The organism is Microbacterium invictum, from assembly GCF_014197265.1.
Taxonomy (GTDB): Bacteria; Actinomycetota; Actinomycetes; order Actinomycetales; family Microbacteriaceae; genus Microbacterium; species Microbacterium invictum.
Genome location: NZ_JACIFH010000001.1, coordinates 2,085,481 through 2,100,267, shown reverse-complemented (window position 1 = coordinate 2,100,267; position 14,787 = coordinate 2,085,481). Strand labels below are relative to the sequence as shown.

Here is a 14,787-nt window from a genome sequence, read left to right as displayed (position 1 = left end):
TCCGGGTGGCGAACATCGCATTCTTACCGGTGAGGGGCGCCATGGCACACAGGCTTCCCTCCGCGCCCCCGATCCTGCCCGGACTCGACTACGTCCGGCCGCTCGGATCGGGCGGATTCGCCGACGTCTTCCTCTACCAGCAGGACATGCCCCGCCGCGCCGTCGCCGTCAAGGTGCTGCCCAGCGACGAGCACGACCCCGACCTCGTGCGCATGTTCAACGCCGAAGCCGACGTGCTCGCCCACCTGTCGGCGCACCCCGCGATCGTGACCGTGTACCAAGCCGGCATCTCGGCCGACGGCCGCCCCTACATCGTCATGGAGTACTGCCCCGGCTCCCTCGCGCAGCGCTACCGCATCGAGCGGATCCCGGTCGAAGAGGTCATGGCGATCGCGGTGCGGCTGGCGGGCGCGCTCGAGTCGGCGCACCGGGCGGGCCTCATCCACCGCGACATCAAGCCGAGCAACATCCTGGTGACCACGTTCGGCACGGCCGTGCTGGCCGACTTCGGCATCTCGTCGTCGCTGCGGCACGCGCCGGGCGAAGTGCTGGCGATGTCGATCCCGTGGAGCGCCCCCGAGGTCGTCGCCGAGCACACCGGCGGCTCCGTCGCCAGCGAGGTGTGGAGCCTGGGCGCGACCGTGTACTCGCTGCTGGCCGGCCACAGCCCGTTCGAGCGCCGCGAGCGCGGGCAGAACACCCGCGATCACCTGCGCAGCCGCATCGCCCGCGCCACGTTCGTGCCGGTGGCGCGCGACGACATGCCCGACGAGCTGCAGCGGGTGCTCGCGACCGCGATGGCCCGCGACCCCGACAACCGCTACCGGTCGGCCCGCGACTTCGGCGAGGCCGTGCGCGAGGTGCAGCGTTCGCTCGGACTGGCGCCGACGCTCCTCGAAGTGCCGACAGACGAGTGGATGCCGGTGGCCGCAGAAGTGGACTTCGCAGACGCCCGGGTGCGCGGGCCCGTGCGCAGCAGCCTGCCGCGGGAGGGCCGCCGGTACACGCACTCGACCGGCAGCCCTGAGCGTGACGAGGACTCGACCGTCGTCGGCGAGATACCGGCCCGGCGCCGCCCGGTCTGGCCGTGGATCGCCGGCGGCACGGCGGTCCTCGTCATCGCGGTCGGCACGGTCGTCGCCCTGCTGCTCGGAGGGCTGTGATGCGTCGCCGCACCGTCGTCGGCGTCGGCGCCGGAGCCGCCGCGATCGCGCTGGTCGCGGGCCTCAGCATCGCGTGGCCGGGCCTCGACGCGCAGGACACTCCGCCGCGCGACCCGGCGGTGTGGGTGCTGCAGGCCGACGGCCTGCGATACGCCCGGGTCAACACCGCCGTCGGCGAGCTCGACACCGTGCGCGCGGTGGCCAATCCCAGTCGCATCGTGGAGGCCGACACCGGCGCCTACATGTTCACCGACAGCGACAGCAAGATGATCCGCATCGACGAGTCCATCCCGGGCGATCTCGACGCCCAGGGGCTCGAGGCCGCCGCGACGGCCCCGCCGGGCACCCAGGAGACTGTCAGTGCGGGTGACTTCGTGGTGTTCCGCACGGATGCCGGGGCGATCTACGCCGGGCGTCTGTCGACGCAGTCGTATGCCGAGGTCGACCCGTTCGGCACACCGGACGACGAGACGCCGCCGTACGTGGCCGACGCCGTCACGGTCGACGAGCGCGGCATCCTGTTCAGCTACTCCGCCGCGGCCGACACCGTGCTGCGGTTCGACATCGCGGCATCCACTGTCCTCAGCGAAGATCCCGTCGACGCGGATGCCGACCTGCCCGCCCTCACGAGCGCCGGTGACGACTGGGTGCTCGTCGACACCGACGACGGCCGCTACTGGACCGACGAGACCGACGGGGCGGCCGACGCGGGCACGACCGGGGCCGTGGTGCTGAGTCGTCCGGCGCCGCAGTCGGGCTCGGTGTACCTGGCCGACGAGACCGGTCTGGTGCGGGTGCCGGTCGACGGCGACCCGGCTGAGCCGGCATTCGGCGACGCGACGACCCCGCGTGGCACCCCGGCGCGCCCCGTGCTGCGGGGGGAGCGGGTGTACGCGGCGTGGCTGCCCGAGGGGGAGGGCCCCGGCACGCTGTGGGACTCCGAGACCGCCCGCCCACTCGACTACGGCGGTCTCACCCTGCCGGCGCAGCGCCGGCCGACCCTGGTCGACACCGGCGACGCGCTGATCCTCAACGACGCGCGCTCGGGGTGGGTGTGGACGGTCGACGACGCGCGGCTGCTGCCGTCCAGCCAGGACTGGGAGCTCGAAGACACCGCCCCGACCACGGCCGAGCCCAGCGAGCAGGAGCCTCCGGCGGTCATCGACCCGCGCCCTCCGGTCGCCGAGCCCGACGCGTTCGGCGTACGTCCGGGGGCGCTCGTCTCGCTGCCCGTGCTGCTGAACGACCACGATCCGAACGAGGACGTGCTGGCGATCGGGCCCGACAGCGTCACGGGCCTCGATCCGTCGTTCGGCGTCGTCACCGCCACCGACGACCGGCAGCGGCTGGCCGTGCGGGTCGCGGCCGACGCGACCGGCACGGCGACCTTCGAGTACGCGGTCACCGACGGCACCGCCGACGACGGGCTCACCTCGGAGCCGGCCACGGTGACACTCACGGTGGCCGCCGACTCGGCCAACTCCGCACCGGTGTGGTGCGGGGTCGCCGGCTGCGAGCAAGAGGCGCCGCGCCCGTCGGTCGCCCGGGGCGGCACCGTGACCGTCCCGGTGCTGGGCGGCTGGGTCGACCCCGAGGGCGACCCGATCATGCTGCTCGACGTGCACAACGCCGGGGGCGTGGGCAGCCTCGCCTCGACCCCTGCCGGCGAGATCGTGTACCAGCACAGCGACGACGGCAGCGAACGCGACCAGGTGATCTCGCTCGCGTACACCGTGGCCGATGCCCGCGGCGCCCAGGCCACCGCGTCGCTGCCGGTGCGCGTGCTCGGCGCGGCCCAGCCCCAGATCCAGTCGTTCGCCGTCGTCGACATCGTCGGCGCCCGGCTCACGGTCGACGTGGCCGACCACGTCACCGGCACGGCCGGGGACGTGCTGCTCACGGCGGCGCGGGTGCTCGACGATGCCACCGCCACCGCGACGGTGGTCGGCGGCACGACCCAGTTCGACTTCTCGGCCGCCGAGCCGGGCACCTACCGGGTCTCTGTCACGGTGACCTCCGCCGGCGGCGAGGCGACAGGCCTCGCCCGCATCACGCTGCTGCCCGCCGACGCCCCGCCGAACCTGTCCACGGCGCCGGTGGTGGCCTTCGTCCGTCCGCAGGCCGATGCGACCGTCGACGTGTTCGCGGCGGTGTCCAACCCGACCCGGCGCGTGCTGCTGCTCAGCGATGTCGTGGCGCACCCGACTCCGGGCGCGACGCTGTCGGTGGATGCCGTGGCGCAGAGCCAGCTGCGGGTGTCGGGGACAACGGCGTCCAACGAGTCCGGCATCCTCGGGACCGTGTCGTACCGGGTCAGCGACGGCACGAACGACGCCGGCGCGGCCGTCGAGGGACTGGCGACCGTCTACCTGCTGCCGCCCGCACCCGAGGCCGCCCCGATCGCGGTCGACGACACCGTCGTCGTGCGGGTGGGGTCGCAGATCGACATCCCGGTGCTCGCGAACGACCTCGCCCCCTCGGGCGGGCGGCCGCGCATCGACCCCGAGACGATCGTCTCGTCCAGCCGGTCGGCTCTGGCCTTCGCGTCCGGCGACCTGCTGCGCTATCTCGCTCCGGGCACGCCGGGCGATTACACGGTCGAGTACGGCGTGTTCACGACGGGGGCGCCGAGTCTGGCCGACACCGCGACGGTGCGCGTGCGGGTGCTCGCCGACGACGCCAACCGCCCCCCGCTGCCGTCGGGCCTGTCGGGGCGCGTGCTCAGCGGGCTGTCGACCACGATCGCGTTCGACGGCTTCGGAATGGACCCCGACGGCGACGTCGTGCGACTCGAGGGCATCGTCGAGCAGCCCGATGTCGGGTCGGCGGCCATCTCGGCCGACGGCACCTCGATCGTCTACACGAGCGTGGCCGGCGACAGCGGTCAGCACTCGTTCCGGTACCGCGTCGTCGACGCCGCCGGCGCGACCGGCGAGGGCGTCGTGCGCGTGGGCGTGCTCAGCGGCGATGCCAACCCGTCCCCGGTGACCTACACCGACTACGTGCACGTGCAGGCCGGTGCCGACAATGTCATCCGGGTGCAGCCGCTGGCCAACGACCTCGACCCCACACTCGGCGAGCTGCGGCTGACCGGGGTGCGCCCCGATGTGCCCGAGACCGCGCTCGACGGCACCCCGGCTCCCGAGTACGAGCTGCTGGCCGAGCGCATCGAATCCGTCGGCGACGACACCGTGACGATCGAGGCCGGCACCGAGCCGGGCACCATGGCGTTCCTGTACGACGTGGAGTCCTCCTCGGGCAACACCGCGCGGGGCCTCATCGTCGTGAAGGTCGTCCGCGAGCGCGTACCCGCCTACCCGATCGTCGGCGACACCGTCCTCACGGCCGAGGACCGCGAGGACTTCGCCACCGGCGTCGATGTGCTCGGCGGCAGAGTCGTGTGGGAAGGCGGCGAGATCGCCGACCTGACGCTGGGACTGTGGGGGTCGCCGGACGGCGTGCGGGTGTCGGGAAACCGCATCCGCGGAGAGCTGACCGACCAGGCCCGGCTCATCCCGTTCTCGGTCACCGGTCAGACCGGGACCGACACGATCACCACCTACGCGTTCCTGCGGGTGCCGGCCGCGGCCGACCCGACCCTCGCGCTGCGCAGCGGCGCCCCGCCCCTTCAGGTCGACGAGGGCGGCGAGGCCACCGCCGACATGTCCGACCTCGTCGCCCGGCCGCGGGACACCCTCGTCGACGTGGGCGACGTCCGCGCGTCGGGCGCCCGGGCCGGAGCGGTCTGCGAGGCCGACTCGGGTACGAGGATCCGCTACATCGCCGACGAAGGCGCGCCCTGGACCGATGCGTGCGTCGTCTCGGTGCGACTGGCCGGGCAGCGCGCCTGGACGGTGCTCTCGGTGCCGGTCGTGGTCACCCCGGTCGACCCGCAGCCGACGCTGACGGCGGCATCGGTGACGGTCGGACCGGGCGAGACGATGACCTACGATGTGGCCGACATGACCAGCTGGCAGGGTGATCCCGAGCCGATCGCGTATCGCATCGAAGACACGGCCGCGTCGATCACGGCGACGCTCGACGGGTCGCGGCTCACGCTGACCGGGCTCGATGACGCGGTGCCGGGCACCTCCGAGTACGTGATGGTCTCGGTGACCAGTCACACCGGCGTCGCCCCCGCACGGCTCATGGTGCGCGTGGGTGCGGCGCCGTCGGCGCTGCCGCGCGGCGGCACGGTCGACGGGCAGTGCAGCCAGGCCGACGGCTCGAGCTGCACGATCCCGGTCACCGGGGCTGCCGGCGAGGTCAACCCGCTGCCGGGCACCCCGCTGAAGGTGGTCGGCGTGTCCCGCAGCGGCACGTGCGCCGGCGTGACGTTCGCGGTCGCCTCGGCCTCCGCCATCCGCGCGACCTGGACCGACGAGACCGCCGGCGCCACCTGCACAGCGGCCTTCACCGTGCAGGACGCGCAGGGCCGGCAGAGCGCGGGCGATCGCGAAGGCACCCTCACGCTCGATCTGCGCGGGTTCCCGCGGGCACCGGCATCCCTCAGCCAGACCGCCTACGCCGACGGCTCGCTGACCCTGCGCGTCGACCCCGGCGCGGCGCGCTCGGCGTACCCGGCGCTGACCGGATTCGAGCTGCGCAGGGACGGCGCGGTCGTCGCGCAGTGCACCGCCGCCGGCGTCTGCCCCGAGTTGAAGGCGCCCAACGGCGAGCAGCGGACCTACGAGGCGTTCGCCGTCAACGCCGTCGGATCCTCGGCGACCTCGGTGCGCACCACCGCGTGGGCATACGACCCGCCGGCGGCACCGACCGGGCTGCGGTCGGTGCCGGTGGTCACCGCGGGCGAGGGCAAGATCGCGTCGCTGACCATCAGCGGGGTGGATGCCGCCGACACCGGCACCCTGGAGATCTCCAGCCCTGCGGGCGAGACGATCCGCGTGACCGTCCCGACGGGGCAGACCGAACTCGTCGTGCCCGGCTTCCGGGTCGGGTCCAACACCGCCACCACGGTCACGGTGACGCCGCGGTCGCGGTTCGACGTGCCCCCGGGAACCGGTGCAGGACCGCCCACCGGCGTGCTCACGGGCGTCGCGAACGGCGTCGGCGCGCCCACCGACCTGGTCCTGTCGCTGACGGCGACGTCGACCGGAGGCGGCCGCACCGAGGTCGCCGCCGCGGGTGCCGCCGTCTCGGGCGGCGACGGTGCGCAGCTGCGGTGGGGCATCGTCGCCGACGGCGAGACCTGCACGGTCTCGGTCGACGGCCAGAAGCGCACGTTCCGGGGCCTGCCGGACGGCCGGCTGTACACGTTCGTGCTGTGCGTGGAGTCCTGGTACGACGGGCGATCGTACGGCCGGGCGACCGTCCGCGGCGAGGTGCGTGCCGTGCAGAGCACCGAGGCCCCGAAGGGGTACACGTTCGTCGTCGGTCCCACCGCGCACGTCGACGGACTCCGCGCCGCATGGACGATCGATTCGGCGCCGCGCTCGTCCGAGACCATCCCCAACGAGAACGACGTGGTCTTCGACGGGTACCCGACCGGGGTGTTCGACGCCGACCCCGGCATCCGCGTGCGCTACGAGCACCGTTCGGGGTGGTGGCAGTCGGCCTGGGGGACGGTCGCGCCCGCGCGCGGCAGCGCCCCGTACCAGGTGCAGGCGCGGTGGTGGGTGGACTCGTGTGCGGGCGGCGCAACGCTGGCCCCGCAGTCCTCGTCCACCGGTGGGCGGGGCACGGTCGGCTTCTCTTCGCGTGATCTGACCTACTATGACGCCGAGGGCCGGGTTCTGCCTCGTGACGGAAACACCTGGCTCGTGCCCGATGCGGCGGTGCGCGTCGAGGGCATCCGCGTCGAGGTCCGCTGGCCAGGCGCCTGGAACCTCGACGCCGCCACCGCCTCGTTCTCGGCGACGTGCACCCCGGCGCCCGTGCCCGAACCGACACCCGAGCCCACGCCCGATCCGACCCCCACCGACCCCGTGCCGACCGATCCCGACCAGGCCGACCCGGCCCCAGCCGGCTGACCCCCCCCAGCGACGAGGACCCCGAATGACCATCACGCAGGAGCAGGCGACGTGGTTCGCTCAGACTTTCGGCCAGCTGGCCGACAACGTCGAGCGGGCGGTGCTGGGCAAGCGCCACATCGTCGAACTGGTGCTGACCGCGATGATCAGCGAGGGTCACGTGCTGCTGGAGGACGTTCCCGGCACCGGCAAGACCTCGCTCGCCCGGGCGGTCGCGCAGTCCGTGCAAGGCACCACCACCCGCATCCAGTTCACCCCCGACCTGCTGCCCGGCGACATCACCGGCGTCACCGTGTACGACCAGAAGACCGGCGAATTCGAGTTCCACTCCGGACCGGTGTTCGCCAACATCGTGCTCGCCGACGAGATCAACCGCGCGAGCCCCAAGACCCAGTCCGCCCTGCTCGAGGTGATGGAGGAGCGCCGGGTCACGATCGACGGCGTGACCCACCCGGTCGGCTCGCCGTTCCTCGTCCTGGCCACGCAGAACCCGATCGAGCAGGCCGGCACCTACCGGCTGCCCGAGGCGCAGCTCGACCGCTTCCTCATGCGCACGTCGCTCGGCTACCCCGATCACGCCGCCACGGTGCGGATCCTCGACGGCGCCGCCGTCGCGATCGAGTCCCTTCCCGCCGTGATCACCCCGACGGCGCTGATCGACATGGCCGAGCTCGCCGCCGACGTGTACGTCGACGCCCTCGTGCTCGACTACATCGCCCGCATCGTGGATGCCACGCGCGCGGCCGACGAAGTCCGGCTCGGCGTCAGCATCCGCGGCGCCCTCGCCCTCGCCCGCGCGACGCGGACCTCAGCGGTGTCGCACGGCCGCACCTACGCGACCCCCGACGACGTCAAGACGCTCGCGGTGGCCGTGCTCGCGCACCGGCTGATCCTGCACCCCGAGGCCGAGTTCGACGGCGTCACCCCCGAGGCGGTCGTCGGACAGGTTCTGCTCGACGTTCCGCCCCCGACCCGCCGAGACGGACCATGACCCTCGGCGACACCCGGCTGACCCGCACCTCGGCCGCGACCCGTTCGGGGGAGCGCACCGAGGTCACCGTCGCGCGCGACCGGGCCCTCGTCGGCGCGGCGGTGTGGAGTTCGCGGCTGTGGCGCGGCCTGCGCGTGGCGGCCCGGACGGTGAGCGGCTGGGCGTGGCGCACGATCCGGCCCGCTGGCGTGCTCGTGCTCGCCACCGCCACGGTCGGACTCGCGGTCGGCCTGATCTTCGGCTGGATCGAGTGGATCGTCGCCGGCGCGGTCGCCGTCGTGCTGCTCGCCCTGAGCGTCCCCTTCCTGTTCGGCGCACGCTCCTACGACGTCGCCCTGACGCTCGGGCACGAGCGGGTGGTCGCCGGCAACGGCGTCGCCGCCCAGGTGACGGTGCGCAACGCCGACGGCCGCTCCGCCCTCCCCGGGCGCATCGACGTCCCCGTCGGCGACGGCCTGGTCGAGTTCGGCGTGCCGCTGCTGCGGCCGGGGCAGGAGACGGTGCACACCCTCGACATCCCGCCGCAGCCACGCGGCATCGTGACCGTCGGCCCCGCCACCACCGTCCGCTCCGACCCGATCGGCCTGCTGCGGCGCGAGCACGCGCTCGCCGACCATCACGACCTCTACGTCCACGCCCGCACCGTCGTCCTGCCGTCCACCAGCGCGGGGCTGATCCGCGACCTCGACGGCAACGCCACCAAGCGGCTCGTGGATGCCGATATCTCCTTCCACGCGATCCGCGAATACGTCGCCGGTGACGCACGTCGCCAGATCCACTGGAAGTCGACGGCCAAGACCGGCCGCCTCATGGTGCGCCAGTACGAAGAGACGCGGCGCTCGCGCATGGCCGTCGTGCTGGGGCTGGCAGAGTCGGAGTTCGCCTCCGCCGACGAGTTCGAGCTGGCGGTCAGCTGCGCGGCATCCCTCTCGCTGCGTGCCGTGCATGACGCCCGCGACCTCGACATCGTCGTGGGCGCCGAGATCCCGCGGGTGGTCAAAGGGCGCCTGCGCGCCATCCGCCACATCCCGGCCGCGGCGCCCCGCCCGCTGCTCGACGGCTTCAGCGGCGTCGACCGCATCGCGAACACCATGCCGTTCGACGAGGTGTGCCGGCTGACGGCCGAGGCCGCCGAGGGCCTGTCGATCGCGATCATGGTCGCCGGGTCGCAGGTCGGCCTCACCCGGCTGCGGCGGGCGGCGCTCGCGTTCCCGGTCGACACCGTCACCGTCGCGGTGGTGTGCGATGAGCGCGCGCATCCGCGCAGCCAGACGCTCGGCGCGTTCACGGTGCTCACCGTGGGCGTGCTCGACGACCTCGCCGGGCTGCTGCTGCGGGGAGCGACGTCATGACGACCTCGTCGCACCGCGTCATCGCCGGTACCGCATGGGTCGCCGTCATCGTCGTCATCGCGGCCGTCGCAGCCTGGCCGATCTACCGGACGAGCGCGTTCCTGACGCTCGTCGCCGTGGCATCCGTCCTCGCGCTCGCCGTCGCGACCCTCGTCCATCGCCGCGGCTGGGGCGGCTGGGCGGTCGCCGGCATCCTCGCGGTCATCATGTTCGTGGTCGGCGTGCCGCTCGCCGTGCCCAGCCGCGTGGGCGGGCCGGCCGAGCTGCTGCGCGGGCTCGAAGAGCTGGCCGGCGGCGTGGTGCTCGGCTGGAAGGACCTCGTCACCGTCGACCTGCCGGTCGGGTCGTACCGCAACCTGCTCGTGCCCGCACTCGTGATCTTCCTCGTGGGCACGACCGTGCTGCTGCTGCTGGTCTGGCGCGCCGATCGCTGGGCGTACGCCGCGGTGCCGGTCTCGATCGCCATGGTCGCGTTCGGCCTGCTGTTCGGCCGTACGACCGTCAGTGCGCCGTTCTCGCTCGGGCCGGTGACGCTCGCCGCCCCCGTCGAGACCGCGATCGGCATCGCGGCGCTGGTCGCCGGGGTGCTGTGGATGTCGTGGCGCGCCCGCGACGAACGGCGCGGCGCCCTGCAGCGGGCGGCCGAGTCCAGCGGCGTGCGGCTGCGACGGTCCTCGCGCGTCGAGTCGAGGCGCGTCGCGCTGGGCGCCGGCATGGTGGCTCTCGCCGCGGTCGCGGTCACCGCCGTCGTGCCCGCGGTCGCGCAGTCGGCCGACCGCGACGTGCTGCGCACCGCCATCGGGCCCGAGGTCGAAATGCTTCGGGCGGTGAGCCCGCTGTCGGGCTACCGGTCGATCTTCGGCGACGACACGTTCGACGAGGTCATGTTCACCGTGACGGGGGAGCAGCTGCCCGACCGCGTGCGGCTGGCGACCCTCGACGTGTACGACGGCGTCCAGTTCCGCACCGACGTCGCCGGCGACGCCGCGCAGTTCACGCGCGTGCCGTCGACCCTCGACGCGGGCGAGGGCGAGCCGGTCGACGTCGAGATCGAGCTGGGGATCCTGTGGGGCCTGTGGATGCCGACTGTCGGCCGCGTGGCATCCATCGACTTCGAAGGGACGCGAGGCGCGGCCCTGGCCGACGGGTTCTACTACAGCGGGCCGCTTGCCGCGGCGGTGCAGACCGTCGAGTGGGCGCCGGGCGATCGCTACCGGCTGCGCGGCGTGCTGCCCGAGACCCCGCCGCTCGTCGACATCGACGCCCCCGGCGGGGTGACCCGATCCGTCGAACTGCCCGCGAGTATGCGCACCTGGATCGACGATCACGTCGCCGGCAGCGGTGGGGTGGCGCTGGCCGACCTGGTGAGGCTGCTGCGTGAGCGCGGATATCTCAGCCACGCGCTCGAGATCGACGGCGGGGCCGAATGGGTCACCGCGCTGGACGGCTACACGTTCGTCCCGAGCGCCGCCGGCCACTCGCTGGCCCGCATCGGCGATATGTTCACGGCGCTGCTCGAGAGCGACGCGGCCGTCGGCGCGCAGGGTCCGGCGGCCGCGGTGGCCGCCGTCGGCGACGACGAGCAGTTCGCGACCGCGGTCGCGCTGATCGCGCAGGACCTCGGCTTCCCTGCGCGCGTCGTGCTGGGCGCGCGACTGCAGAGCACGGACGCGGGGCTGTCCACCTGCGAGGACGGCGCGTGCCGCGCGGGCGACATCACCGCGTGGGTCGAGGTGCGGTCCTCCGGCGGCCAGTGGGTGCCGGTCGACGTGACGCCGCAGCACACCCTCGCGCCGGACCGGACCGTGGTGGAGCAGCCCGACCCGCGCGTGCCGACGGAGGTGCGTCCCGACAGCGTCGAAGAGGTCGTGCCGCCGCGTCCCGCGCAGGAGGACACCGCCCGCACCGATCGCCCGGCCGACCCCGTCGACCTCGAATGGCTGTGGGCGACGCTGCGCATCGGGAGCATCGTCGCGCTGGTCGCGGCGCTGCCGCTGGCGCCGTTCCTGACGATCCTGTTCGCCAAGGCGACCCGCCGCGCCGGTCGCCGCCGCGGTGACCCGGTCGCCCGCATCGCCGGGGGCTGGGAGGAGTACGTCGATGCCGCCGTGGATGCCGGGCTCATGCCGCCGCAGGCCCTCACCCGCGTCGAGACGGCAGACGCCTACGGGGCCGAGCACGGGCGCAGACTGGCCGTCGCCGCCGACGAGGCCGTCTTCTCGGCGGGCACGACGACCGCCGACGAGGCGGACGAGTTCTGGCGCATCGTCGACGCGGAGCGACGCACCTGGAGCACGGGACTGTGGCAGCGGCTGCGCGCAGCCGTATCGTTGAGGTCGTTCGTCCGCTTCGCTCGTCCCGCCGGGGCGGATAAGAGCAGCACCGAGAGGGGGAGCCGTCGCGCCGCGCGCCGACGGCGGACCGCATCATGACCACAGCCGACGAATCCCTGTCCGCACTGGTGATCCTGCTGTCGCTGGTGATCGGCGTGGCGCTGTACATCTGGACGGCGCTGGCGCTGAGTGCGATGTTCCGCAAGATGGGCGAGGACGCGTGGAAGGGCTGGGTCCCGTTCCTCAACCAGGCCACGGTGCTCAAATGGGGCGGGTTCAGTCCGTGGCTCGTGCTGCTGACCCTCACCGGTGCCGGCGTGATCGTTGTGTGGATCCTGATGATCATCGCGGCCCATCGCATCAACCCCGGCTTCGGCTACGGCGGCAGCATGACCGTCCTGGCCGCGTTGCTGTTCGTCGTGTGGGCGAGCATCCTCGGCTTCGGCCCCGCCCGCTGGCTGGGCGCCCGGCTCGGCGGTCCGGTGCCGGTGCGCCCGCCCGTTCCGCGATCTGATGACGCCCGCACGGCCGCGGTCTTCGCACCGCCGGTGGCGACCGGGCCCGAGGCCGCGCCGGTCGGCACCTCGTCGTGGATGCCGCCGGCGGCACCGGATGCCGCGGCCTCACCCGCCGCCCGCGAGGCGCCCGTCGCCGAAGCGTCCGGCCCGGCCCGCGTCGGCGCCGCGGGCTGGCCCGCTCCCGCTCCGGGATCAGACACCCCCGCTCCGGGATCAGGCACCCCCGGCCCCGTTCGCTCCGGCGCAGACGGCGGTCCTGCCTGGCCGGCACCTGGCGCGGGGCGAGCCGCCGCCGGTCCGGCTCGTGCCGGCGCGGCTCCTGCCGGCGGCACCGAAGCGTGGCCGGCGCCTGGCGAAAGCAGCGGAGCGTGGCCGGCACCCGAGTCGTCATCCGCACCGTCCGTTGATCCGGCCCCCGGCTTCAGCCCCGCCCCGCGCCGGGACGAGCGGGCGCCGGCGACCCCGGCATCCGGGCACGTGAACGCCCACCGTGACGCGCCGTCGTTCCCCGGCGGGGGGACGTACGGTCCCGGGTCGGACTCTGCATCCGACGCCGGTGCCATCCCCGCATCCGACGCCGGTGCCATCCCCGCAACCGACCCCGGTGCGTCCCGTGCCGGCTCCCGCGCCGCCGAGCCGGCTCCCCGCACCGCGCCGATCGTGCCACTTCCGCGGGCCGCGGACGCGCCGCCGCCGGCATCCACCACCGACTCCTTCGCCCCGCGCCCCCGGCACGAAGTCACCGACGTGCCGACCGAGTCCGTCGACGCCGACGAGTCCGTCGACGCATGGGGGTCGGAGATCGACGAGGTCTCGGCAGTGTCGCCGTCGCCCTTCCCGCCCAGCGCGGCCGGCACACGGCCGTACATCGGCACTCCCGTCGACACGACGGGCGATCCGATCTCGTTCGTCCCGGGCCGCAGGGCCGCCGTCCCGCCGCAGGGCGATTCGCCGGTCACCCGGATGCCCGCCGTGCCGCCGGCCGAGCGCCGGGTGCGCGAGTGGCCGGCGTCGCACTACGACCCCGATGTGTTCCCCGAGATGTCCGGCGAGGTGTCGGCCGTCGTCGGCTCGCCCGCCGCGGGCGCGCCCCTGTCGGCGCGGCGGTCGGTGCCCGCGCAGGAGGAGACGCCCGGGGCCGCGTCCGGGTCCGAGTCCGCCTCCGGCGAAGAAGCCGTCGACGACGAGTTCGACCACACCGTCATCGCGCGGCGCAAGCGGCCGGCGTGGCAGCTCATCCCGGCATCCGGTCGCCCCATCGCGCTGACCTCCGATGTCGTGATCCTCGGCAGGCAGCCCGCCCCCGACCCGGCCCGCCCGCGGGCACAGCTTGTCGCCCTCGACGACCGCACGCGCACCGTCTCGAAGACGCACGCGCGGCTCGAACTGCACGCCGACGGCTGGCAGCTGACCGACCTGCACTCCACCAACGGGGTGCTGCTGCCCACGGTCCTGGGCACCGAGATCGAGATCGAGCCGGGCTCGACGGTGCCCGCCGGCGACCGCTTCCTGCTGGGCGACGCCGAGCTGCGCCTGACCCGCGGCGACGCCTGACGCCCGCGGCAAGTCTGGCTCGCTGTGCCCGGCTGCTGCTCCTGACACCGGCGTTCTGGGGTCGCGTGTTGCCGTCTCGCTGGGCGTGAGGCGACCAGACGTGACCCTGGTTTCGTGCGCCGAGCTGAGCCGCACCGTTTTGGGGTCGCGTGTTGTGGCCTCGCTGGGCGTGAGGCGACCAGATGTGACCCCGGTTCCTGCGCTGAGCCGCACCGCACAGTTTTGGGGTCGCGTGTTGTGGCCTCGCTGGGCGTGAGGCGACCAGACGTGACCCTGGTTCCTGCGCTGAGCCGAGCCGCACGATTTTGGGGTCGCATGTTGCCGTCTCGCCGACTGTGAGGCGACCAGACGTGACCCTGTTTGCTGCACCGAGCCGCACCGCACCGTTTTGGGGTCGCGTGTTGCCGTCTCGCCGACCGTGAGGCGACCAGACGTGACCCTGTTTGCTGCGTCGAGCTGAGCCGCATGGTTTTGGGGTCGCGTGTTGTCGTCTCGCCGACCGTGAGGCGACCAGACGTGACCCTGGTTTCGTGCGCTGACCTGAGCCGCATGGTTTTGGGGTCGCGTGTTGTTGCCTCGCTGGGCGTGAAGCGACCAGACGTGACCCTGGTTTCGTGCGCCGTGCTGAGCCGCACGGTTTTGGAGTCGCGTGTTGCCGTCTCGCCGACCGTGAGGCGACCAGACGTGACCCTGTTTGCTGCGTCGAGCTGAGCCGCATGGTTTTGGGGTCGCGTGTTGTCGTCTCGCCGACCGTGAGGCGACCAGATGTGACCCCGGTTCCTGCGCTGAGCCGCACCGCACAGTTTTGGGGTCGCGTGTTGTGGCCTCGCTGGGCGTGAGGCGACCAGACGTGACCCTGGTTCGAGCCGCGAGCCGCGAACCGCGA

The 14,787-nt window shown here is 73.5% G+C and carries 6 protein-coding genes; all 6 read left to right on the top strand.

Annotated elements, in window-relative coordinates; all coding sequences use genetic code 11:
- The first annotated feature begins 41 nt into the window (after window positions 1-41).
- From BKA10_RS09820 to BKA10_RS09795, 6 genes are read left to right on the top strand one after another with little or no spacing between them, the layout of a single operon-like run.
- Entirely contained in the window at window positions 42-1,163 is a 1,122-nt protein-coding gene (locus BKA10_RS09820) for a serine/threonine-protein kinase (protein ID WP_183499730.1), read from the top strand.
- Window positions 1,163-7,153 (top strand): Ig-like domain-containing protein, encoded by a 5,991-nt coding sequence (locus BKA10_RS09815; RefSeq protein ID WP_183499729.1) that lies wholly within the window; start codon window positions 1,163-1,165, stop codon window positions 7,151-7,153. Before BKA10_RS09820 ends, BKA10_RS09815 begins: the two co-directional genes overlap by 1 nt.
- Window positions 7,154-7,178: 25 nt before the next feature.
- On the top strand, window positions 7,179-8,144 hold the full coding sequence (locus BKA10_RS09810) for an AAA family ATPase (RefSeq protein ID WP_183499728.1): 966 nt from the start codon (window positions 7,179-7,181) through the stop codon (window positions 8,142-8,144).
- Window positions 8,141-9,496 carry a DUF58 domain-containing protein gene (locus BKA10_RS09805; protein ID WP_183499727.1) on the top strand — a complete coding sequence of 452 codons (1,356 nt, stop codon included), beginning with the start codon at window positions 8,141-8,143 and terminating at the stop codon, window positions 9,494-9,496. Before BKA10_RS09810 ends, BKA10_RS09805 begins: the two co-directional genes overlap by 4 nt.
- Window positions 9,493-11,928, top strand: coding sequence for a transglutaminase-like domain-containing protein (locus BKA10_RS09800; protein WP_183499726.1), 2,436 nt, complete (start codon window positions 9,493-9,495; stop codon window positions 11,926-11,928). The genes BKA10_RS09805 and BKA10_RS09800 overlap by 4 nt, the downstream gene beginning before the upstream one ends.
- Complete coding sequence (locus tag BKA10_RS09795) at window positions 11,925-13,901, top strand: DUF5684 domain-containing protein (RefSeq protein ID WP_183499725.1); 1,977 nt, start codon at window positions 11,925-11,927, stop codon at window positions 13,899-13,901. Before BKA10_RS09800 ends, BKA10_RS09795 begins: the two co-directional genes overlap by 4 nt.
- The last annotated feature ends 886 nt before the right edge of the window (window positions 13,902-14,787 follow it).